This is a genomic window from Kitasatospora sp. NPDC059747 (genome assembly GCF_042732955.1).
Classification (GTDB): Bacteria; Actinomycetota; Actinomycetes; order Streptomycetales; family Streptomycetaceae; genus Kitasatospora.
The window spans coordinates 1-23,278 of record NZ_JBHWGV010000109.1 but is presented as its reverse complement, the minus strand read 5'-3'; the positions used below and the strand labels follow the sequence as shown (position 1 = coordinate 23,278).

The 23,278-nt window shown below is 76.5% G+C and carries 15 protein-coding genes; 5 read left to right on the top strand and 10 right to left on the bottom strand.

Annotation, left to right across the window (positions count from 1 at the left end):
• Positions 1-21: 21 nt before the first annotated feature.
• The 3 genes from ACFV4G_RS34175 to ACFV4G_RS34165 all read right to left on the bottom strand — a co-directional run bounded on the left by ACFV4G_RS34175 (position 22) and on the right by ACFV4G_RS34165 (position 5,348).
• Positions 22-3,264, bottom strand: a complete 3,243-nt coding sequence (locus ACFV4G_RS34175; protein WP_380446073.1) for a hypothetical protein — start codon at positions 3,262-3,264, stop codon at positions 22-24.
• 132 nt (positions 3,265-3,396) lie between these two features.
• The gene (locus ACFV4G_RS34170; protein ID WP_380446072.1) at positions 3,397-4,302 is read right to left on the bottom strand and encodes a hypothetical protein; all 906 of its coding nucleotides are present in this window, start codon (positions 4,300-4,302) and stop codon (positions 3,397-3,399) included.
• 107 nt (positions 4,303-4,409) lie between these two features.
• Positions 4,410-5,348: an alkaline phosphatase family protein gene (locus ACFV4G_RS34165; RefSeq protein ID WP_380446071.1), complete on the bottom strand. Its 939-nt coding sequence runs from the start codon at positions 5,346-5,348 to the stop codon at positions 4,410-4,412.
• 297 nt (positions 5,349-5,645) lie between these two features.
• On the opposite strand from ACFV4G_RS34165, the gene ACFV4G_RS34160 reads away from it, so the two are divergent.
• From ACFV4G_RS34160 to ACFV4G_RS34140, 5 genes are read left to right on the top strand one after another with little or no spacing between them, the layout of a single operon-like run.
• Positions 5,646-8,690, top strand: coding sequence for an HAD family hydrolase (locus ACFV4G_RS34160; protein ID WP_380446070.1), 3,045 nt, complete (start codon positions 5,646-5,648; stop codon positions 8,688-8,690).
• Complete coding sequence (locus ACFV4G_RS34155) at positions 8,687-11,335, top strand: phosphotransferase (RefSeq protein ID WP_380446069.1); 2,649 nt, start codon at positions 8,687-8,689, stop codon at positions 11,333-11,335. Before ACFV4G_RS34160 ends, ACFV4G_RS34155 begins: the two co-directional genes overlap by 4 nt.
• Positions 11,332-13,242, top strand: a complete 1,911-nt coding sequence (locus ACFV4G_RS34150; RefSeq protein ID WP_380446068.1) for a glycosyltransferase — start codon at positions 11,332-11,334, stop codon at positions 13,240-13,242. Before ACFV4G_RS34155 ends, ACFV4G_RS34150 begins: the two co-directional genes overlap by 4 nt.
• Positions 13,239-13,682 carry a hypothetical protein gene (locus ACFV4G_RS34145; protein ID WP_380446067.1) on the top strand — a complete coding sequence of 148 codons (444 nt, stop codon included), beginning with the start codon at positions 13,239-13,241 and terminating at the stop codon, positions 13,680-13,682. The genes ACFV4G_RS34150 and ACFV4G_RS34145 overlap by 4 nt, the downstream gene beginning before the upstream one ends.
• Positions 13,679-14,539 (top strand): family 16 glycosylhydrolase, encoded by an 861-nt coding sequence (locus ACFV4G_RS34140; protein ID WP_380446066.1) that lies wholly within the window; start codon positions 13,679-13,681, stop codon positions 14,537-14,539. The genes ACFV4G_RS34145 and ACFV4G_RS34140 overlap by 4 nt, the downstream gene beginning before the upstream one ends.
• A 28-nt stretch (positions 14,540-14,567) precedes the next feature.
• Here ACFV4G_RS34140 and ACFV4G_RS34135 read toward each other — a convergent pair whose 3' ends face one another.
• The 7 genes from ACFV4G_RS34135 to ACFV4G_RS34105 form a co-directional block, all read right to left on the bottom strand.
• Entirely contained in the window at positions 14,568-15,383 is an 816-nt protein-coding gene (locus tag ACFV4G_RS34135; protein WP_380446065.1) for a polysaccharide deacetylase family protein, read from the bottom strand.
• A complete protein-coding gene (locus ACFV4G_RS34130; RefSeq protein WP_380446064.1) occupies positions 15,380-16,447 on the bottom strand; it encodes a glycosyltransferase family 2 protein in 1,068 nt (355 codons plus the stop codon). The genes ACFV4G_RS34135 and ACFV4G_RS34130 overlap by 4 nt, the downstream gene beginning before the upstream one ends.
• A gap of 8 nt (positions 16,448-16,455) precedes the next feature.
• Entirely contained in the window at positions 16,456-17,985 is a 1,530-nt protein-coding gene (locus tag ACFV4G_RS34125; protein WP_380446063.1) for a glycosyltransferase family 2 protein, read from the bottom strand.
• Between the two features lie 52 nt (positions 17,986-18,037).
• Positions 18,038-18,601 (bottom strand): hypothetical protein, encoded by a 564-nt coding sequence (locus ACFV4G_RS34120; RefSeq protein ID WP_380446062.1) that lies wholly within the window; start codon positions 18,599-18,601, stop codon positions 18,038-18,040.
• Positions 18,601-19,455 (bottom strand): glycosyltransferase family 2 protein, encoded by an 855-nt coding sequence (locus ACFV4G_RS34115; RefSeq protein ID WP_380446061.1) that lies wholly within the window; start codon positions 19,453-19,455, stop codon positions 18,601-18,603. The genes ACFV4G_RS34120 and ACFV4G_RS34115 overlap by 1 nt, the downstream gene beginning before the upstream one ends.
• Before the next feature lie 485 nt (positions 19,456-19,940).
• Entirely contained in the window at positions 19,941-22,058 is a 2,118-nt protein-coding gene (locus tag ACFV4G_RS34110) for a putative bifunctional diguanylate cyclase/phosphodiesterase (protein ID WP_380446060.1), read from the bottom strand.
• A 178-nt stretch (positions 22,059-22,236) separates the two neighbouring features.
• Positions 22,237-23,040, bottom strand: coding sequence for an SAM-dependent methyltransferase (locus ACFV4G_RS34105; protein ID WP_380446059.1), 804 nt, complete (start codon positions 23,038-23,040; stop codon positions 22,237-22,239).
• Positions 23,041-23,278 lie beyond the last annotated feature (238 nt).

Here is a 23,278-nt window from a genome sequence, read left to right as displayed (position 1 = left end):
GACGGGACCGGCGGACAGGCCTCAGCGGCCCCCGGCGGTGCGGACGGCGGCACGGGCGGCCGTCCGGCCGACGGTCCGCTGGACGCCCAGGCAGACGAGCGGGAGCGCGATCAGGACGGCGGCCCAGAACGCGCCGTGGCCCCAGAGTCCGGCGATGCCGCGGTAGAACGGCTCCGCCACCGGGATGCGCAGCGCCTCCATCGGGCCCAGTGCCGTGGGCCAGGCGCCGAGCAGCAGGGTGCCGAGGATCCACAGGACGAACAGCCGGCGGGCGGTGCGCGGGCCGGCCAGGGCGGCGGCGGCCGAGACGGCGGCGAGCAGCAGCGTGAAGCCGGCCTGGTAGACGGCCCCGGTCTGGCCGGTGCCCCAGGACGCCGGGGTCCGGTGGTGCCCGACGGCGGCGAGCCGGACCTCGACGGTCGCCCACAGCAGGACGACCAGGACCACGGTGGAGCCGAGCGCGAACACGGCGCGGTCGCGGGCGCCGGGGGCACCCGCCCGCCAGGCCGCCGCCGCGGGCCGCGGCCAGGACGCGGCGGCCACCGCCACGGCCGTCGTCCGGGAGGTGGCCGCCCCACGGCCGTCGGCGATGCCGCGCCACTGGGCCACCGTCCGGCGCCGCGCCGCGTGGACCGGCCCGAGCAGCCTGGTGGCGCGCTCGATCAGGACGAGGGCGAGGACGACCCCGGCGGTCGCCGCCACCCCGGCCCAGCTGCCCATGCCGCCCTCGAAGGTCACCACCCGGTCGGCCAGCGCGGGCGGCGGCTTGAGCACCGTCATCGGCGGCCCCAGCCGCAGGTAGCCGATCGCGCCGGCGCCTGCGGCGGCCAGGACGAGCGTCCCCCGGCCGACGCGCGCGGGGAAGGCCACCAGGGTGAGGGCGGCGGCCAGCGCCGCGCCGAGCTGGGGCGTCGTCATCCGGGCCGCGTGTTCGCCGGCCGTCCGCAGCGGACCGCCGAACAGGCTGTTCGGCAGGAGCTTCAGCTGGTTGCCCGCGTCGACGCTGATCCGGGCGAGCGCGCCCGCCCAGAGCACCAGCGCGAGCGCGACGAGCACCAGCAGGGCCGCCGCGACCTGCCGGGGAACCGCGGTGCCGGAGTTGGTCCACCAGACCGCGGCCCACGCCCGCCAGGGCCTCGGCCGCCCGGTGCGCCCGGCCGCCGCCCACCGGTTCGTCCCCGGCGTGCCGCCGCGCCCGGCCCGCCCGGCCTGCCCGTTCGCGGCCGACCGGCCGCCGGCCGTCCGCCGGCCCCGGAGCGCCTCGGCCGCGATCAGCGCCGCGCAGCCGTGCACCGTCGCGGGGTCGGCGCCCACCGCGCGCCGGCGCAGCGCGGACCAGCGGCGCCGCACGTCGTCCGCCGGGCGGCGGCGCACCGCGCCCCAGGCCTTCGCCACGGCGTCCACCAGGACGGCCGCGACCACGGCCGTCATCGCCGCCACCCGCCCGGACAGCGGGAGCCGGTACAGCGCGGCGGGCAGCGGGGAGAGCCGGGCGAGCAGCCGGGCGTGCTCCTCGGGCTGGACGGTCAGCCAGATCGCCAGGCGGTAGGCGTGGGCCCGCTCGTCGACGGTCAGGCCGTCGCCGGTGCGTCCGCCGCCGCCGAGTTCGCGGGCGGCGCGGTCGGTCTCGGCGACGACCTGCGGGACGCGGACGAGGGCGAGCAGCCGTCCGCAGTGCTCGCCGGAGCACTCGGGGTGGTCGCAGTCGTAGCGGGCGGCGACGGCCGGCACCGAGGCGGCGAGCAGGTCGTCGAGGACGGCGACGACGTCGGGCTCGGTGCCGATCCGGGTCAGTCCGGCGGCGTCGACCGGGCGCTCGCGGTAGTGCGGGACGGCGGAGGGCGCGAACGCCGCGCCGAAGGCGAGCACGGCGAGCGCGGCCGCGCGGGCCCGCCCGGTGCCCCGGGCGCGGTCGACCTCGCGCAGGTGGTGCAGGTCGAACAGGGTGTCGCGGACGTCGTCCTGCAGCCAGGAGAGCAGCCTCCGGGCGCCGCCGTCGACCAGCCACTCCGCGGCCTCGCCGGAGCGGTTCAGCATGGTCCAGGCGAGGACGGACGGGGCGTGGTAGGGATCGCCGAGGAAGGTGACCGGCCGGTGGGCGTGGCCGGTGCCGGCGGCTCCGGCGGGCGCCTGGGTGCGCACGACCGCCGGGCTGGCGCCGTCCAGCCAGGCCCTGACCTGGTGGGCCTGCCAGCGGTGGGCCGGGTTCCTGGTGAACAGGCCCTGGAGCAGGAGCCGGCGGCGCGGGTCGGTGACGGCGGAGAGGTCGACCTCCTCGTTGAAGACCAGGTCGTACTGGAGGACCTCGTCGCTCAGCAGGAGGCCGTCCTGGTCCAGGTAGCGGGGGCGGCCGGTGAACAGCTCGTACAGGACGTTGCCCAGGCCCCACCAGGGGCCGGCCGGGTGGTTGGAGCCGGCCAGCTGCTCGGGCGCCATGTAGGCGACGGTGACCTGCATCTCGGGCGAGAAGCTGCGGCTGGCGGTGAGCTTGGCGACGCCGCCGAAGTCCGCGATCACGAACTGGCCGGGGCCGGCGCCGGGGCGCACCAGGATGTTGGCGGGCTTGAAGTCGACCGGGTTGCGGGCCACGCGCCGCTGCCAGAAGTCCAGCATCGCGACGAGTTCGCGGACGATGGGGTCGGTCGCGCGCGGGTCGGTGTGCCGGCCGGCGCGGCTCAGCTCGGCGATGCGGTCGGCGAGGGTGACCGGGAGGTACTCCATCGCCACCCAGTCGCAGCCGGTCCCGGCGTGCTCGACCTGGCCGTAGTCGACGATCCGCGGGACGTGGCGCAGGTAGGCCTCGTCGCGCAGGTGGTCCAGGAGTTCGGTGTCCATGGCCTGGCCCGTGCGGGTGACCTTCACCGCGGCGTCCCCGCCGCCGTCCAGGCGCCGGACCTGCCAGACGGTGCCCTCGGTGCCCGAGCCGGCGACCTGGTTCGGCTCGTAGCGGTTCAGCAGGGCCGCCGGGAAGGCGCCCCCGAAGTGGCCGCCGCGCGAGGGGGCCGCGCGGCGGGTCTGGGTGGGCGGGGTGGCGGCCCGCGGTTTGACCCTGGTCGGCGCCTCCGGGTCGACGCGCACCCGCGTCGGCGCCTCGGGGTCGACCCGGACCCGCGTCGGTGCCTCGGGGTCAGCGCGCAGCCGCCGGAGCCGCGAGGGCGGGAGTTCCTGACCGCGGGCCCGGTCGCGGCGGGTCCGGGGCCACTGGTCCGTCCGCGTCGGCGGGACCGCGTCCGGGACCGCATCCGTCGGCGTGCCGTCGCCCATCCTGCCGTTCTCCCTCCACCGCCCGCGTGACGCATCATCATGTCGCGCGGACGGCGACCGCGATCCCGGTTTCGACGGCTTTGGGGAACGCCTGTGGCCAAGCCGTTACGCAGCGGCGGGTGCGGAGGGGTCCTACTGCTGCCAGACCCGGACGTAGTCGATCAGCAGGGTGGCCGGGACCGACGTGGGGCCGCCGATCGTCGGCTGGACGGCGTTGTCGATCATCAGCCACATGGGGTCGGAGGTGACGCCCTGGTCGAGGGTGGCCGCGTAGACGCCGTCCCGGTAGTAATCCACGCGCCCGTTCTGCCACTCGGCGCCGAAGACGTGCCAGCCGGTCAGGTCGCCGGCGGCGCAGCTGCCGGTGGAGGCCGTGGCGGAGTTGAAGTACGCGCAGATCTTGCCGTGCAGCCCCTCCATGACGTCGTTCTCCCCGCCGCTGGGCCAGTTGGACCCGACAGCCCAGAAGGCGGGCCAGTTGGCGACCGACCCGTCGGCGGCGGCGGGGACGTAGACCCGGGCCTCCAGGGCGCCGAAGGCGAAGGAGAACTTGTCCTTGGTGTTGACCATGCCGGAGAGGTAGGGGAGCGTCTTGCCGCCGCACTCCTGCTGCTTCTGCACGGCGGTGATGTGCAGCATGCCGTCGCGCACCGCGACCTGGCCCGCGTCGTAGCAGTCGAGCTCCTGGCCGCCCACCGGCGGGGTGATCCGCTGCGGCTCGACGTACGGGTTGCCGACGTTCCACTTGGAGCCGTCGAGGGCGGTGCCGTCGAAGTCGTCCTGGAAGACCAGGTGCCAGTCGCCGGGGATGCCGGTGGGCAGGACGGTGCGCGGCGATCCCGGGGAGCCCGCGGACGGACCTGCGGACGAACCGGCGGACGAACCGGCGGACGAACCGGCGGACGGGGGCGAGGACGACGCCGAGGTCGCCGTGGCCGGGCCGCCGCCGGTGCCCGAGCAGCCGGCGAGGGCGGTGAGCAGGAGGGCGAGCGCCGCGGCCGGGACGGCATACCGCGGTCCGCGGCGGCGGTGTTCCATGGCGCACCCACCTCCTTGCCCGATCAGCGTTCCACCGCGGCCCGGCGCGCGCATCCGGTGCGCGGCGGCGCCCGCCGCCCGCCCGGGCCCGGCCCGGTCAGGTCAGGTCAGGGCTGGGTCCGCCAGATGTCCCCGATGGGCGCGGTGTCCGCCGCCGCGCCGGTCGGCGGCAGGCCGTAGGCGTCCTCCAGGGTGCGAAGCAGCCGGTAGTGGTCGATCCGCTCGCCGTAGGTCCCGGGCTGGACCTGCCGGCCGACGACGACGGTGGGGACCTGGTTGCCCTGGTCGTTGTCGTCCTCGTCCCAGGTGACCACCAGCAGGCTGTTGTGGCCGCGGGCCCAGTCCACGTAGCCGGCCAGGTTGGCCTTCAGCCAGTCGTCGCCCTGCCGGACGGTGCCGTCGTGCATGTCGTGGGTCAGGTTCGGCACGACGAAGGAGAGCGCCGGGAGGCCGGCGTAGTCGCCGGGGAAGGCGGAGAAGGGCTGGTTGACGCCGGGCGGCAGGGCCCCGAAGTCCACCCACGGGTTGTGCTTGCGGGCGTACCCGCCGGCGGCGCAGCCGGTGTAGCCGGCGGCGGGGAGGTCCTCGGAGTAGCCGGTGAAGGTCAGGCCCGCGGCGAGCAGGGCGGAGCCGAGGTCGGGCGTGCCGAAGGACTTGGGGCACGAGTCGTCGGTGACGCCCTGGACGGAACCGGAGAACAGCGCCAGGTAGTTGGGCTGGCTGGGGTGGGCGACGGCGTAGGACCGGCTGAAGGACGCGCCCTGCGCGGCCAGGGCGTTGATGAACGGCGCGTCGGAGGTGTTGCCGATCACGTCGGAATAGGACTTGTTCTCCTCGACGACCACCACGACGTGGTCGGGCCGGGGCACGCGGACCGGGGAGCCCGGGGAGCCGGTGCCGCCCGTCGGCCCCGGGAAGCCGTTCGCGGACGGGCCGCCGCCCGAGCCCGCGCACCCGGCCAGCAGCACCGCGCAGAGCGCGGCCGCGCCGGCGACCGCGCGCACCCGGCGGCGCCGACCGGCACCCCGGACGTCCGTGGGGATCACAGTGTCCAGCCTGGGCGTCCGGGAAGGCGGCGGCAATTCGGGCCGGACGGCCGACGGGGACAGGCGGTCGCGCGGCTCCGACACTGTGTCAACTCCCCGGCGTCTCGACTACTCCACGTCACGAGCGGTGCGCATTTATTGCCCATATATAGGGAGAAAAGGTCCACTGACCGTCGCTGTATTGACTGAAGGTGACCGGCGGGCTAAGGATGGGAGACAGTACCGCTGACACTTCGGTGACGCACGCCGGTGACGCGCGCCGGAGACGAGGATCCCAGCCACTCCGGGAGCCCGACGATGAGTGACGCGCAGGCCCCGGCGGCACTCTCCACGGCGGAACGTTCCAGCCGCCCGTCCTCACCGCGCTCCGGCTCCGACGAGCCGTCCCGCACCGCCGATCTGTACCTGGACGTCACCGAGCTGACGGCCCGGCTGGTCACCGCCGTCGAAGAGTCCCGCCGCACCACCCCCCACCCGGACACGTCCCGCCTGCTCGACGCCTTCCTGCTGAGCGCGGGGATCTGCCAGATCGTCGAGGACCGGCTCCAGGGCGCCTCCTGGGGCGCGCGGCGCCTGGTGGACCACCTCGCCCCGGAGGCGCGCGGGCCCGCCGCGCGCTCGGCACTCCGGGTCGCGCGCCTCGGCGTCGCACTGTCCGCCGGGGCGTTCCGGTCGGTCGCCCCCGGCCGCGGCCTGCGGCGCTGGGGCGACGGGATGTCCACGCTGCGCGACCGGCTCGCCGGATCGGTGGTCGACGGCCTCCTCGGCGACAGCCACGTCCACGGCGAGCCCCCGGAGCCCGGCTCCCTCGGCGACCGCGACGGCCACGGGGACGGCCACGGCGACACCCCGGACGCGGACCTCGTCCGGGCCGTCCACGAGGCCGCCGCCCGGCTCGCCGCGCTGCCCGGCGCCGGGGCGCTGCTCGGCGCGGAGTACCTGCGCCCGCCGTCCTGCTTCCGCAGCTTCGACCAGCACCCGGCGGACGCCGTCGAGCTGGCCCGCCGCTTCACCGGGCCGCACGGCACCCGGCACCGGCCGCTCCTGGTCCTGGGGGTGCGCACGTCGGGCAGCTACCTGGCGCCCCTGGCCGGCGCGGCGCTGCGCCGGCTCGGCCACCGGTCGGTGACGGTCGGCACCACCCGGCCCGGACTGGCGCTGCTGCCCGGCCGGGCGGCGGTCGTCCGCGCCGTCCGCGAGGGCGCGGGCGCCGTCCTCCTCCTCGACGATCCGCCGGCCACCGGCGGATCGCTCGCCGCCGTCGCCGCAGCCGCAGAACGCGCGGGCTTCCCCGCCGATGCCGTCGTCCCCCTGTTCGCGACCTTCGAGGACGCCGGACCGGTGCCCGACGTCCTGCGGCGGTACCCGTGCGTCGTGCTGCCCGGCGGGGATTGGGAGGTCCGCCGCCGACTGGGCGCGGCCGCGCTCGCCGGCCTGCTGCCCAACGTGCTGCGCAACGTGCTGCCCGACCTGCCGCCGGGCGCGGGATGGACGGCCGCCCGCGCGCCCGAGGTCGGCACGGCGGGCCCGCTCTCCCGCTGGTCACACCTCTCCGTCCCCCTGACCGCCCACGTCCCGGACGCCGACGGCCGCGAGCGCGCCCTGCCCCTCGTCGCCCAGTGGGCGGGGGTCGGCTACCTCGGCCGGCAGGCCGTGACCGTCGCCCGGGCGCTCGACGGCCTGGTGCCCGAGGTCCACGGCTTCGCGGACGGCGTCCTGCTGCGCGCCCGCCTGCCCGGCGAACCCGGGCCGGGGCCGGGCTCGGGTCCGGCGCCGGGCACCGCCGCCGACCGCACCGGCCGCCCCCGCCCGGCCGAGGTCGCCCGGTACGTCGCGGCCCGCCAACGGCTCCTCGCGGTGCCCGCCGACCGGAGCCTCGGGCTCGCCGGACGCCAGCCGGTCTGGGAGGTCGCGGCCCGCATCCTGGCCCCCGTCGGCGGCCGCCTCGACCCCGTCCTGCGCCCCGCCCTGCTGTACCCGCTGGCCCGGTCCCTGCTGGCCGCACCCCGGCCCTGCGTCGTCGACGGCCGCACCGGGGACGGGCACTGGCCCCCCGACGGCACGGGTGGGCGGACGAAGACCGGCTTCGCCGACGGCGCGTTCAGCAACCTCGACCTGGCGACCTACGACGCGGCCTTCGACCTCGCGGGCGCGGTCACCGAAGCGCCCGGCGGCCCCGCGCACTCCCACGCCGCCGAGACGGAACTCCTCGCCGCCTACGAGCAGTTGACCGGCCGCCGGATCGACCCGGCGCGCTGGTGCCTGCTCCGGCTGGTCCAGAACTGGGACGCGGCGCGGCCGGCCCGGACGGCGGACCCGGCCCGCGCGCCCCTCGTCCGCGCCCACGAGCGGCGGGCGCAGGCGGCGGCCGTCCAGCGCTTCCTCGCCGGCGCGTACCTGGCCGATCTGGACACCGATCCCCAAGGCCCCTGGTGCGTCCTGGACGTCGACGGGGTACTGGAGTCGGACGTCCTCGGGTTCCCCGCGTCCTCGCCGCAGGGCATGCTCGCCCTGCGGGCCCTGCGCGCGCACGGCTACCGGGTGCTGCTCGCCACCGGCCGTTCCCTGCCCGAGGTGCGGGACCGCTGCGCGGCCTACCGGCTGGCCGGCGGCGTCGCCGAGTACGGCGCGGTGGCCTTCGACGCGGGGACGGGCGCCATCCACCCCGTCAGCGGGACGGACACCACCGGCCTGCGGCGCCGACTCGCGGCGCTGCCGGGCGTCTTCGTCGACCCGTACGCCCGGTGGTCCCTCCGCGCGAGCGCCGGGGACGGCCCGCGGCGCACCGCGCTGCCCGCCCGGACGGTCGCCGGGCTGCTGGGCCGGCCACCGTACGGGACCCGGTTCACCGTCGTGACCGGCGACGCCCAGTCGGACTTCGTCCCGCGCGGCGTCGACAAGGCCGGCGGCGTGCGCACCCTGCTGGCGGCGCTCGGCGACGGGACCGCCGTCCCCGCGCTGGCCGTCGGGGACACCGCCGCCGACCTCCCGCTGCTCACCTGGGCCCGGCGCGCCGCCGCCCCGGCGAACGCGGCTCCCGCCGTGGCCGCCGCGGGCGTCCCGACGGCCCGGCACCCGTACCAGGCCGGGCTCGCCGGAATCGTCGGCCGGCTGATCGGCCACCGGCCGGGCGGCTGCCCGGACTGCCGGCCGCCCGGACACCCGCCCGAAGTCCGCGCGCTGCTGGCCCTGTTGGCCGTGCCCGAGGCCGGACGGGCCGGCGCGGCACCCCGGCTCGCCGCACTCGCCCGGGCCACCGCGCGCGTCCGCGCCGCCGCGCCCCCGAGCGCCGCCGCTCCTCCGGGCGGCACCGGGCCGGCCGACGGGGAGCGCCCCGGATGAAGACCCCCGCAGCCCGGCCCGGCGCCCCCACGGCCGCCACCCGACGCCCGTCCACGACCGGCGGACGGACGGACGCGACCGACGCGACCGACGCGACCGACGCGACCGACGCGACCGACGCGACCGACGCGACCGACGCGACCGACGCGACCGACGCGACCGACGCGACCGACGGACGAACGAACGCAGCCAGCGGACGGACGGCCACGGCCCGCGGACGGACGGCCGCGCGCCGGTCCGACCCGCTGCTGCGCAACGGACACCTGCTCACGGCCAGTTCGCTGGTGACCGCCGGGGTCGGCGCCGGCTACTGGGCGCTGGCCGCCCGCCTGTTCACGCCCGCCGCGGTCGGCGCCGGCTTCGCCGCCGTCTCCGCGATGATGTTCCTCGGCGGGGTCGGGCAGCTCAACCTGGTCAACACCATGATCCGCTTCGTCCCGCCGGCCGGGCGCCGGACCGGACGGCTGGTGGGCCGGGCCTACCTCGCGGCGGCGGGCTGCGGACTGCTGCTCGGCGCCGGGTTCGTCCTGCTGGTCCCGCGGCTCTCCCCCGGGCTGGGCTTCCTGCGCTCCCCGCCCGTCGCGGCCGGGTTCGCCGCCGCCACCGCGGCGTACGCGCTGTTCGTCGTCCAGGACGGGGTGCTGACCGGACTGCGCCGCGCGGACTGGGTGGTCCTGGAGAACACCCTGTTCGCCACGGTGAAGCTGCTGTTGCTCGTGCTGTTCGCCGCCGCCGGCGCGCGGGCCGCGATCCTCGGCTCCTGGGGCGCGGGGCTGGCCTTCTCCGTGCTGTTCACCAACACCTTCATCGCCTGCCGCGCCATCCCCCGGCACGTCCGCCGGGCCGCCGAGGGCACGGGCCCGCCCGCCGGGGCACCGCGGCAGGCCCCCTCCCCCGCCTACCTGGCCGCCGACTGGACCGGCTCCTTGTGCTGGCTGGCCGCCACCACGCTGCCGCCGCTCATCGTGCTGGGCCGGCTCGGGGCCGCCGCGGGCGCCTACTTCTCGATCGCCTGGCTGGTGGCCTACGCGCTCTACCAGTTCGCGATCAACATGAGCGCCTCCCTGATCGTCGAGGCGACCAGCCCGGCGGACTCCCCCGACGCCGCCGAACAGCTGCTGCGCCACTGCCGGCGGGTGCTCCGCCACAGCGGGGCCGTGCTCGCGGCCGCGGCGCTGGCGGCGACGGTGGCCGCGCCCTGGGTGCTGTCCGTGTTCGGCCCCGACTACGCCCGCGCCGGAACGACGACGCTGCGGCTGCTCGCGCTCTCGGCCCTGCCCAACCTGGTGGTCGCCGTCGCCGTCGCGGCCTGCCGGGTGCGACGGCGGCTGCGGGTCGTCCTGGCCGTCCTGGCCGCGCAGGCCGTCCTGGCCCTCGGGCTGACGGTGCTGCTGCTGGCGCCCATGGGGGTCGCGGGCGCCGGGCTGGCCTGGCTGGTGGCGCAGTGCGCGGTGGCCGGGGCCCTGCTCTGGCGCCGCTCCTGGTGGCTGCCCACCCGCACCCGTGAGACGGCCCCGGCCGAGACCCCCACGCCCGCCGGCCCGGCCGCCGCCGCCTGGCTCGCGGTGGCCGGTCTGCTGCCGATCCGCCGCCCGGCCCTGCTCTACCGGCCCGTCGACGGCCTGACCGCCCGGCGGCTCGCCCGCCGGATCGGGCCCGCCCGCGGCGCCACCGCCCACCACAGCTCCCAGGGCCGCTCGGACGTGCTCGTGTTCCGCCTGGACGGCGCCGCCACGCCGCCGCTGGCCGTCAAGCACCCCCGGAGCGCCCCGGCCGTCGCCACCCTGGCCGGCGAGTGGGAGGTGCTGCGCCGGCTCGACGCCGACCCCCGGCTGGGCGAGTGGCGCCGGCTCCTGCCCCGCCCGGTGTCCCGCCGCCTCGACGGGCCGCTGCCACTGGTCACCCAGGACTGGCTGCCGGGCGTCACCGCCGACGGACACCTCGCCTGTTACCCCGAGCACGCCCCCCGGGTGGCGGCCGCCGCGCTGGGCGCCCTGGCCGAGCTGCACCGGGCGACCGGGCGCACCGAGCCCCTCACTGACCGGCTCGACGACTGGGTGGAGCCGCGCCGCGCCCTGCTGTCCGCACGGATCGGCTGGTGCCGCACGGGCCCCGGGGCCGAACACCTGGACGCCCTCGTCGAGCTGCTGCACCGGGAACTGGACGGCCGGCCGACCGCCGTCGCGTGGTTCCACGGGGACTTCGCCCCCGGCAACGTCCTGCTCGGCGAGGACGGCACCCGGGTCACCGGAGTGCTCGACTGGGGCGGCGCCCGGCCGAACGGCCCGGCCGAGGTCGACGCGTGCACCTTCGTCATCGCGCTGCGCGCCCAGCTGTCAGGGCGCCCCTGGGGCGCCCTGGTCACCGACGCCGTCCGCACGGGCTCCCTCCCGCCCGCCGACCTCCGGCTGCTGCGCGCCGCCGGGTTCGACGATCCCCCCGGCGGCGTCGGACTCCCGCTCCTGGCCTGGCTCTGCCACGTGGCCTCGAACCTGGAGAAGTCGACCCGGTACGGGCGCAGCCACTGGTGGGTCGGCGCCAACGTCGTCCCCGTGCTGAAGGAAGCCGGCGCGGCCCTGGAGGAAACCGGCGCGGCCCTGGAGGAAACCGGCGCGACGGCCGCACCGGCCCGGTGGCCGGGATGACCAGGCCCGCGGCGCCCGCACCCCGCGGCGTCCGCACCGACCGCCCGCCGTCGGCGGGGGCCGGGGCCGGGCCGCGACGGCCGTCCGTGCGCACGCTCGTCACGCGCGGCGCCCTCCCGGTGGCCATGGCGCTCTGGCTGGTGTCGCTGCGCCACGTGCACCTGGAACGGATGGACGACCTCGGGCTGATCGAGGTGCTGCCGGTGCTGTTCTGGGTCGCGCTCGGCCTGCTGACCCTGGGCTTCGCCGTCCAGCTGCGCCGCCCCCGGCTCAGCCACGCGTGGTCGGCGGCGTACGTGGTCGGGCTCATCGCGATCGTGCACGCCACCCCGAGCCTGCTCTACCCCGGTGTCCGGTACTCGTGGGCGTGGAAGCACGTCGAGGTGGTCGACGCCTTCCTGCGGCACGGCGGCCCGGTGCCGCGGCCGGGCTGGCTGGACATCTACAACCAGTGGCCGGGCTTCTTCGTCGTCAACGGCCTGCTCCTGCGCGCCACCGGACTGCCGTCGGCGATGGGCTACGCCCACTGGGCCACGCCGGTGGCCGACGTGCTGCTGATCGGCCCGCTGATCCTGCTCTACCGCACGATCACCCGGGACTGGCGGCTGGTCTGGGGGGCCGTGTGGATCTTCTTCTCGTGCATGTGGATCGGGCAGGACTACTTCGCGCCGCAGACCTTCGGGTTCCTGCTCTTCGTCACCGTGCTCGCGATGGTCCTCAAGCAGCTGACACCGGTCCGGCCGCCCGGCGCGCCGGCCGACCCGCCGCCCGCCGGGGCGGCGGGCGCCGCGGCGGTGCGCGAAGGCTGGCGGCCCGCCCGGTTCCTGATGGTGCTGCTGCTGGTGGCGGTCCTGGTCACCTCGCACCAGCTCACCCCGCTGATGCTGATCGTCTTCCTGGCCGCGCTGTCGCTCCCCCGCCGCAACCGCCGCGTCGTGCTGCCCGTCCTCGCGTGCGCCGTCGTCCTGCAGGCGCTCTGGCTGGCCACCGCGGCCCGCCCGTACATCGCGGCGAACCTGCGCAGCTTCGTCGCGGCGATCGCCTCGCCGGACGCCAACGCCCCCACGTGGCTGACCGGGCTCGGCTCCCCCGCCCCCGGCCAGGTGCTCCTGGCCTGGGTGGACCGCGGGCTGTCGGCCGCCGTGGTGCTGCTGGCCGCGGTCGCGCTGCTGCGCCGGCCCTGGACCCGCCGGACGGCCCTGCCGTACCTACTGATCGCCCCGATGCCGATGCCGGCGCTCAACAGCTACGGCGGCGAGATGATCTTCCGCTCCTACCTGTTCGCCCTGCCCGCCGCCGCGATGCTGGTCGCCGCGCTGGTACTGCGCGCCGGGGCGCCCGCGCGGTGGCGGGTGCGGCTGCGGGCCGCCGCCTCGTTCGCGCTCCTGCTGGCCTTCCTCGGCGGCCTGGTGTTCGGCTACTACGGCAAGGAGATGATGGAGTCCTTCACCTCCCGCGAGGTCGCGGCGACCGAGTTCCTGTACCGGACGGCGCCGGCCGGCTCGCTCGTCGTGACGGTCACCAACAACGTCCCGGACATCGACAAGGACTACGACCAGCACGACCGGGTGGTGATCGCCTGGAACCAGCTCGAGAACCGCAGGCTCCTGGTGAAGGACCCGCTCGCGGGCCTGGAGCAGGCCGTGTCGCTGGCCGCCCCGCCCGGCCCGGTGTACCTCGTCCTCAACCGCGCCCAGACCGCCGAGTGCTACATCACGGGCGTGCTGCCCGCGGACACCGTGCCCCGGCTGGAGGCGGCGGTGGACGGCTCGCACCTGTTCTCCCCGGTGTTCCGCAACTCCGACGCCGTCGTGTACGAGCTGGTCGACCACAACGCGCCCGAAATCCAGCCCCATCCGCAGCAGCCGCAGCAGCCCCGGCCGCAACAGCACGGAGGCCGGCCGTGACCCGCCTCCCGGTCCGCGCCCTCACCCGCCTCCCGGCGGGCCTGCCGCCCGCCGAGGCCGTCCTCGCGGTGTCCGGCTGGGTGGCCCTCGCCGCCACGACCCTGCCCGCGGCCCTGCTGCCGCTGCGCGCCGTCGTCGCGGCCTCCTTCCTGCTGCTCTGCCCCGGCGCGGCGGCGCTGCGCCTGACCCACCCGGTGCGCGCCGGGCGCCGCCGGGAGCCGCTCGAAGCCGTCGTCCTCACCGTCGCGTTCAGCGTCGCGATCGACACGGTCGTCGCCGAGGTCTTCTTCTTCACGCGGTCCATCAGCACCGCGCGGGCCGTCGGCGCGGTCGCCCTGATCACCTCGCTGACGGTCCTGGTGCCGGCCGCCGTCCGGCACCGCAGGCGGGCGGCGGCGCCCACCGCGGACCGGCCGTCCGAAGGGAGGCCACCGGCATGAGGCTCCGTACCACGTCCCGCCACCACGATCCGTGGCACCGCCGCGCCCTGCGGGCCGGCCGGGCGGCCGGCGCCGGACTGCTCGTCCTGCTGGCCGCCACCGCCGGCTGCTCCGCCGGCCAGGCCCCCCGGCCGGACGCCCCCGGGTCCTGGCACCTCGTCTTCAAGGAGGAGTTCGGCGGGTCCACGCTCGACTCGTCGCGCTGGGTGACCTGCTACGACTGGAACAACAACGGGTGCACCAACGCGGGCAACCGCGAGTCCGAGTGGTACCAGCCCGGCCAGGTGTCCGTCGGCGGCGGCGCACTCACCCTGCGGGCCGAGCGCGCCACGACCCCCGGGTCCGACGGCCGGACGTACCCGTGGACCTCGGGCATGGTCTCCACCGGACGCGACAGCTGGAACGGCACCCCGCGCTTCACCTTCACCCGGGGCTACGTCGCCGCCGCCGTCCGCATCCCCGCCGAGCAGGGCGTCTACCCCGCGTTCTGGCTGTCGCCGGTCACCCGCGTCACCCCGCCCGAGATCGACGTGGCGGAGTTCCTGGGAACGTCACGGAACGTCCAGATGTCCGTGCACTGGGCGGGCCCGAAGGGCGCCGACCTGTCCTCGGCCGGCCACTACGGGCCGCTGGACTTCCCGGCCGGGTACCACGTCTTCGCGCTCGACTGGGAGGCCGACTCCCTCACCTGGCTGGTCGACGGCCAGGCCAGGTACTGGATGACCGACAAGGCGGACATCCCGGACGTGGCGATGGAGGTGCTGCTCAGCCTCGCCGTCGGCGTCCCCGACCAACCGCCGGCCTCGGTCGACTCAGCGCAGATGCAGGTGGAGTGGGTGCGGGTCTGGCAGCACTGAGCCCGCCGGCCCTCTCGGCCGGCTCCCCTCAGGCCCCGGCCGGACCGCCGGCCGGGCGCCCGAGCCCCGCTCGCAGCCGGCGGTAGCCGCGCCAGGCCCTGGTGCGGACGGACTCGGGGTACGGCGCCACCCGCGCGCCCTGCCCGAGGGTCCACCGGTGGAACACCTCGGGCGCCGTGTCGGCCCGGACGGTCAGCCGGGCGATGCGCAGCGGATCGTCCGCGGCCGAGCTGAACGCGTCGCGCACCGCGCACCCGGAGGACCACCCGTACTCGCGCAGCCGGCGGCGCACCACGGCGCTGGAGTAGCCGTGCGGGTAGGCGAAGGAGTCCACCCCGTGGCCGAGCACCTCCTCCAACTGCCGCTTGCAGTACCCGATCTCGGCGTCCAGCGCACCCCACGACAGGGTGTCCAGCTGGGCGTGGGTGCGGCTGTGCCCGCCGATCTCGACCCCGCCCAGGACGTCCAGGTTGGCGATCTGACGCCACGTCAGCATCGGCGCCGGCGGCAGCAGGCTGCCCTCCGGCGCGCCGCCGGGCGGGTGGACGGCCCCGGTGGTGACGAACAGGGTGGCCGGCAGGCCGCGGTCGGCGAGCTGCGGGGCCACCGTCCAGAAGAAGTCCTCGAAACCGTCGTCGAAGGTCAGCACGGCCGCGTGCGGGGGCAGCCGGGGACCGCCGTGCAGGGCCGCGACCAGCCGGTGCAGCGGGACGACGGTCAGACCGCTGTCGGCGATCCGGTCGAGCTGCTCGGCGAAGGCCCGCGGGGAGACGGTGAACGGCGCGATCCAGGACGGCGGGTCGTCGGCGACCGAGTGGTACAGGAACACGGGGACGGCGCTCACGGCGGGCTCCCGCCCGGCGCGGCGCCGCGGACGGGCCGGTCGCCGTGCGGGCGCACGCGCCGGCGCAGCGAGCCGACCGCGTACCCGAGCGACGCGGCCGAGACGCCCCCGAGCAGGGCGCCGAGCGTGCGCAGCCCGCGGCCGCCGCCCGCCCGCACCTCCCGGAGGGCGGCCCGGGGCAGGGTGGAGCGCAGGTAGCGGCGTTCGCTGGACAGGGCCGGACCCGCGCCCGTCCGGCCGGCCACGGCGGCCTTGGACAGGCCCTCGCAGTAGCAGCGCGACCGGAAGTAGCGCCAGGTCGTCCTGGTGTCCGGCACGTGGTGGCGCACGGCCGCCGACGGCTCGTACAGCAGCAGGCCGTGCGGGCGGCGGGCGGCCAGGCGCAGGCACAGCTCGGTCTCCTCGCAGCCCAGCGGGCGCTTGCCGACGCGGCCGAGGCCGGTCCGGAAGCCGCCGGCCGCGAGCACCTCGGAGCGCCGGAAGGACATGTTGGCGCCGATGAAGTTCCGTACCGGGGAGGGGCGTTCGGGCAGGCCGCGGTAGGAGCAGCCGACCACCCAGTCGAACTCCGGCGGGAACCAGGCCGGCCGCCCGGCCTCCCACCAGGGCCGCACCAGGCCGCCGACGCCGAGCACCCGCGGATCGCGGTAGCCGGCCAGCAGGCGGTCGGCCCAGTCGGGTTCGGCGGCGGCGTCGTCGTCCAGGAACGCCACGATCTCGCCGTGCGCCGCGCGCACCCCGCTGTTGCGCGCGCCGGACAGGCCCCGGCGCTCGCCGTTGGTGACGACCCGGACCGACGGGAAGCCCTCGGCGGCGCGGGCGGCGAGCTCGGGGCAGTGGTCCACGACCAGGACGACCTCGTCGGCGGGCCGGTGCTGGCGGGCGACCGAGGCGAGGCAGGCGCAGAGGTCGTCCCAGCGCTCGGTGGTGTAGGCGCATACCACCACGGACAGGCTCGGCGCGGCGGCCGCGGCCGCGGCCGCGGCCGCTTGCGCTTGCGCTTGCGCTTGCGCTTGCGCTTGCGCGTCCGTGCTCGCGGCGGTCCGGCGGGAGGTGTCGGCCATGGTGCCCGTCAGCCCCTCCGGTTGTCGCGGTAGGCCCGGTGCACGGCGGCCAGGTAGCCGAGCGGCCCGTACAGCAGGCCCTGGAGCTCCAGCCGGGAGAGCCGCCACGACCAGGCCTCGTCCGCGGCCGGCCGGGCGCGGGCCCGGCCGAGGGCGAGGGCGACGCCGCGCGGCAGGCGGCGCAGCAGGGCGGGCAGGAGCCGCGGCTCGTGGAGGGCGGCGGCGGTCAGGTAGGCGCCGAGGCCGCTGCCGTACCCGAAGGCCTGGACGGCGAGCGCCTCCTCCGTGCGGCGGTGGCGGTGCCAGACCACGGCGTCGGGCTGGTAGACGAGTTCGCGCCCGGCGGCCAGCACCCGGAAGAAGGCGAGCAGGTCCTCGCCGCCCCTGGCCGGGGTGCCGGGGCCGGTGGCCAGGTCGAAGCCGCCGAGGGCGCGCAGCAGGTCGGCCCGGATGGCCATGTTGCCGCCGGAGCCGAAGCGCCCCGCGGTGAACGGGAAGAGGGGGTCCGGCGGCGGGTCGGCGAGGGACCACCGCCGGCGGGCGAAACCCTTGTCGAAGTCCGCGTGGCGGACGACGGCGGCCTGGGCGTCGGTGACCAGTTCGACGGGCAGGATCAGCCCGGTCACGCAGCCGGTCCGCCGGGAGCCGGCGAAGGCCTCGGCGATCGCGGCCAGCCAGGCCCGGTCGACGACGATGTCGTCGTCGACGTAGGCGATCAACTGCCCCGCGGCGACGGCCAGTCCGCGGTTGCGCGCCCGGGCCAGGCCGGCGATCGGCTCGCGCAGGTAGCGGACCCGGCCCTGGTAGCGCTCGCGGACCAGGCGGGCGGCGGCCTCGCTGTGCGGCGCGTTGTCCACCACGACGACCTCGAACCGCGGGTAGTCCACGCGCAGGACGGAGTCCAGGCAGTCCCGCAGCATCCCGGCGCGGTCGTGCGTGCACACGACCACGCTGATCAGCGGTGCGTCGAGGAGGGTGTCCGCCCGGGCCGCGAGGCATGGATGGAGGACGCGGGCGGACGTTCGGGGGGCGCGGGGGCCGTGGCCGTTCGCGGGCCGCGTCCGGTCGGCCGCGAGGTGGCGGCCGATCGGGACGGCGAGTTCCCGGCGGGCGGCCTCGGTGAGGGCCGGGAGCAGTGCGCCGGGGGCGTCGGCGGTCGCGCCGACCAGGCCGAGCGGGTGGCCGTGCAGCCTGACCAGGGCCAGGGCCCGGCCGGAGGCCCCGGTGGCGTCCTTGCCGTCGGGCGTCCGGAGGCGGGCCGAGCCGGAGTCCGCCGCGGGGCCGGAGTCGGGTCCGGTGTCGGCTTCGAGGCCCGGTATACGGTCGGGTTCGGCGTCGGGTTCAGCGTCGGGTTCAGCGTCGGGTTCGAGGCCGAGTTCGAGGTCGAGCACGTGGCCGGGCCGGCACAGCACCACGCCGGTCCTCGCCCCGGGGGCGGTCCCGGAGCGGTCGCCTTCGCGTGCCGTGGTGCCACAGGTCGTGGCATCTGCCGTGGTGGCGCCTGTCGTCGTGGCGCCGGGCCACCTGGTGCCGCGCATCGTTCCTCCTCGCGGTGCCGCCGGGGCTGGGCAGGTTCGGGAAAGGTCCGCGTCAGCGCGGACCTGCCCGGTGGGCGGGCGGGCACCCGGGGCGCGGCGACCCCGACCGGGCCGCGCTCCGGGCGTCCGCCCGCAGTGGCGCCGCCGGACCCCCGGCGCCTCGGATCGGCCTGCGGCCGGTGTGGTCCTTGTCGTTGGTGTCGACGTCGTTCGTGTCGACGTCGTCCGTGTCGGCGCCGTCCGTGTCGACCGGGTCGTCCGTCCGCGGGCCCGCAGGCACCCGGGCGCGTCCGGCCCGACCGGGACGCGCCGCGGGTGTCGCGGTGGACGGAGCGGGAACGCGTGGTTCCCGGAGGGAGGCGTCGACCAGCGCCCGGTGCGGCGCGGCGGGGCCGCCCGCCGTACCGGTGGCCGTGGCCAGGCCGGGCCGGTGTCCGTGCAGCCGCACCAACGCCGACACGCGGCCGGCCGGGTCGGCGGCGCCGCGACCGCCGGGTGCGCGCGACGCCCCCGGCTCGTCCGGTTCCGGCTCGACGACGCGGACGGGGGTGTGGAGCGAGTCGCGGGCGGCAGGGCGCGGGCAGGCGGCCTCGGTGCGCCGGTCGGTGCCCTCCATCAGCGCTCCCCCAGGGGGGCGGCCACCTGGGACCGGGCGCCGGGACGCTCGGCGATCAGGGTCCTCAGGACCCGGCGGCCGTCGGAGACGGCATGCAGGTGCGAGTGACCGCTGCGGCGGGGGAGTTCCAGGCTCGGCACCTCGGCGATCCGCAGCCCGGAACGCAGCGCGTGCGCGATCATCTCGGCCTCGATCTCGAAGCCGGTGGAGCACAGGTCGAGGGCGTCCAGGAAGGAGCGGCGGAAGGCGCAGTAGCCGTAGCACAGGTCGGTGAGGCTCGCCTCGTAGAGGCGGTTGACGACGGCGAGGAGGAAGCGGTTGCCGAGCGAGCGGACCCGGGTGAAGTCCAGCGAGCCGCCGCCGGCGATGCAACGCGAGCCCTTGACGAAGTCGTAGCCGTGGTCGAGGAAGTGCAGGTAGTGCGGGATCTCGCCGGGCCACATGGAGCCGTCGGCGTCCATCATGACGATGTACTCGCCGGTGGCGGCGGCGAACCCGGTGCGCAGCGCGTTGCCCTTGCCCGGCGCGCTCTGCTGGACGCTGCGGACGGCCGGCAGGCACTGCCTGGCCATCGGCACGGTGGCGTCGCTGGAGGCGCCGTCGACCAGGATGACCTCGTCGACGCAGCGCGGGATCTGCTCGAAGACCCAGGCGATGTTGCGGGCCTCGTTCTGGGCGGGGATGACGAGGCTGACCGTGTGGGTGGTGGCGACGCGGTCGCCGGCCCGGCGCATCGGACGGTGGTCGAGGACCCGGTCGCTGGCGCGCCGGTGCGGGTGCCGGTCCGGCGGAGCGCCGGAGGGCCGTCCTGCGTACGGGTACGGGACGGCGGTGGGGGGCAGGGTGGTGCTCATGGAGGGCCTCTCGAACGAACGGAGGCGGGGGCGGCCGGCGACACCGGGGAGCGGCGCGGCACTGCCCTTGGAGATGTGGCGAACAGGCCCGGGGCGCGGACGGATACGCGCACGCGCAGCCTGGGGAGGTGGCCCCGCGGGGACCGCCTGAACTGTCGAGAGCGCCTGGGGCGGCCGAAGGTGGGGTGCGCACCGCTCCGGGCTCTCGCACGGCGCCGAGGGCGCCGTCGGAAGAACCGGCCTGCCGCGTCCCGCAAGACGCCGACTGAGCCAATGACTCATCGTCCGTCCGCACGCACGGTGACGTCAAGGGCTTTTGTCCGATTTTTGACGTAACTTCCCATGACCCGTGGTGACGCCGAGTCACCGCTCCCGATCGTCACCCGCCTCTGCCGTCAGCTCCCCGGACCTCAGCGCTCCGGACGTCAGCTCCCTGGACCTCAGCACTCCGGACGTCAGCTCCCTGGACCTCAGCACTCCGGACGTCAGCGCTCCCCGATCGGACGGCCCTGCGGCTCCTCCGCGATCCGGCGGGCGATCTCGGCCGGCCGCACCGGGCGCCCGAAGTGCCAGCCCTGCGCCCAGTCGCAGCCGATGGTGCGCAGCCGCTCGGCGTCCCTGCGGGTCTCCACGCCCTCGGCGGTGACGTTCAGCCCCAGCGCGTGCGCCATCGACACCAGCCCGCTGACGATGCGCCACCCGGTCGACTCGTCCTTGCCGGGATCGTGCAGGTCCCCCACGAAGGACCCGGCGATCTTCAGTCCGGAGACCGGCAGGTCGCGCAGGTAGGCGAGGTTGGACCAGCCGGTGCCGAAGTCGTCCACCGCCAGCGACACCCCGAGGTCCACCAGGCCGTGCAGGGTGCGCAGCGCCTCGTCCTCGGGCCCGACCACGGTGGACTCGGTGATCTCCAGCTGGAGCCGGGCCGGGTCCAGGCCGGTGCCGTCCAGGATCCGGCCGAGGTCGGTGACCAGCGCCGCGCTGCGCGCCTGACGCACCGCCAGGTTGACGTTGAGCTGGGGCGCGGCGTCGCCGAACCGCTTGATCCACTCGGCGGCCTGGCCGCAGGCCTGCTCCAGCACCCAGCGGCCGAGCGGCATGATCAGCCCGGTCTCCTCGGCGGTGGTGACGAACTCGTCCGGGCCGAGCACGCCCAGCTGCGGGTGGCGCCAGCGCACCAGCGCCTCCACGGCGGCGAGCCGGCCGTCGCCGAGCGCGTAGAGCGGCTGGTAGTCGATGAAGAACTCGCCGCGGTCGAGGGCGGCCGGCATCCGCACGGACACCGCGTACCGGCTGACCGCGCGGGCGTTCTCCTTCGGGTCGAACAGCGTCCAGCGCCCCCGGCCGGCCTCCTTGGCCCGGTAGAGCGTCAGGTCGGCGGCCCGGACGGCGGCGCCCGGGGTGGTCGTGGACACGCGCCGCTCCAGCACGCCGACGCTCGCGCCCACGGCGAGCTTGTGATCGCCGATCAGCACGGGCCCGGCCAGCGCCTTGAGGACGGTCTTCGCCGCGGCGATCGCCTCCTGCTCGCCCCGGCACTTCTCCAGCAGGACGACGAACTCGTCGCCGCCGAGCCGGGCGACCAGGTGGCCGAGGGGGGAGAGCGCGGCCTTCAGGCGGGCGGCGACGGCGGAGAGCAGCTGGTCGCCGGTGTCGTGGCCGAGGCTGTCGTTGACGATCTTGAAGCCGTCGAGGTCGACGTAGCACAGGCCGAAGCGGGCGCCCGGCTCCGGCTCCTCGAACAGCTTCTCCAGCCGCTCGAAGAAGGCCGCCCGGTTGGGCAGTCCGGTGAGCGGGTCGTGGGTGGCCTGGTGGCGCAGCCGCTCCTGGAGGCGGTAGCGGTCGGTGACGTCCTCCAGCATCGCGACCTGGTACTGCGGCCGGCCGTCGTCGTCGCGGATCAGCGAGACGGTGAGGTGGGTCCAGATGACCTCGCTGTCCTGCCGGTAGTACGGCTTGTCGAACTGGAAGTAGTCCCGCTTGCCGCTGATCAGGTCCTCGTACGCCTCCCACACGCCGGGGGTGTCCTCGGGGTGGACGAGGTCGCCGACCCGGCGGCCGATCATGTCCTCGGGCCCGGCGCCGAACAGGTCCTGCAGGGCCTTGTTCACGGCCAGGATGTTGCCGTCCGTGTCGCCGATGCCGATGCCGATCGCGGCGCTCTCGAACAGGGCGCGGAAGCGGGCCTCGGAGGCGCGCAACGCCCGCTCGGCCTCCTTGCGGGCGAGGTCGGCGGCGGCCCGGATCGCCTCCTGCTCACGCAGGGTGCGCTCGCGCAGGGCGGCCGCCCAGCCCGCGGCGAAGGCGCCGGTCAGGGCGGGGCCGCGGTCGTCACCGACCGGCTGGGCGTGCAGCAGCTCCACCGCGCGGGCGAGCACGACCGGGTCGGTGAAGTGCGCGTCGACCAGCTCCGCGCCGGCCTGGGCGGCCAGGTGCGGCTCGAACGGCTCGTCCTGCTGGGCGCGGTGCAGCAGCGCGGCGGTGCGGGCCACCAGGCGGCCGAGCAGGCCGGGGTGGACGACGGCACCGTGGTCGCCGGAGAGCAGCCGGGCCCACTCCTCGTGGAACCGCTCCGCGCTGCCGGGGGCCGGGGTCCTGCTCATGCGACCGCCGCCCCGGCGGTCGCGGTTCCGCCTCCGCCGACCGGTCGCCCGCCGCGTCCGGTGCGGCCGCTGCGTCTGGTGCGGCCGCCGGGCCGGATGCGTCCGCTGCATCCGATGCGGCCGCTGCGTCTGGTGCGGCCGCTGAGCCCACCGGGCCCGCTGCGTCCGCTTCGTCCGCTCAAGGACGGAACCCCACGCCCGCCACCCCGCTCATCCGCTCGGGGTGTTCGCCGACCGACTCCGGCTGGTCCGGCCGCCACTGCGGCAGGTAGACCACGCCCGGCTCCACGAGCTCGAAGCCCTCGAACATCGCGGTGACCTGCGCGCGGGTGCGCATGGTCAGGGGGGTCGGCGTCATCCGGTACAGGTTCTGGTGGTCCTCCGCCTGGTCGGGGCGGCCCTCCGAGGAGGCGTGCGAGAGGACCAGCGCGCTGCCGGGCGCAAGCGCGTCGCGGATCGTCGCGATCAGCTTCCACGGGTCCTCGTCGTCGCTGACGAAGTGCGCGACGGCCACCAGCAGGACGCCCACCGGCTCGCCGGCCGCCAGCAGCCCGGCCACCTCGGGGTGGGCCAGCAGGTCCGCGTCACGCAGGTCGGCCTGCACGACGGCGCACCCCGGATCGTCCGCCAGCAGCAGCCGGCTGTGCGCGACGGCCACCGGGTCGCGGTCGACGTACACCACCTGCGCCTCGGGGCGGATCGCGCGGGCGATCTCGTGCACGGCGCCGAAGGTCGGGATGCCGGAGCCGATGTCCAGGAAGCGGGAGATGCCGCGCTCGGCGAGCAGCGTCACGGCGCGGCGCAGGAAGGCCCGGTTGGAGCGCATGATCTGGGGCAGCTCCGGCCACAGGGCGAGCGCCTTGCGGGCCATCTCCCGGTCCACCTCGAAGTTGTGCGATCCCCCGAGGTAGTAGTCGTAGACCCGTGCGGCGTTCGGTTTGTCCAGGTCCGTGCCTTCCGGTACCCAGCTCGGTCGCCGCATGCCTGTGACTCCTTCACTCCGGTTCTGGGGCAGCAGCGACCACAGGCCACTGCTGTGACAGATGAGACTACAAGCACAGAAGATCCTCCCCCGCACCCCGAACGGGTGCAAGCGGAGTGTCCGCTTCCCGCCCTGTCCCCCGCTCCGTCTCCCGCTCCGTCCGGCGGGCGCTGCCGACGGAGCTGCCGGGCGGGAGCGGGCGGCGGGGGCGCCGGGCGGGAGCGGGCGGCGGGGGCGC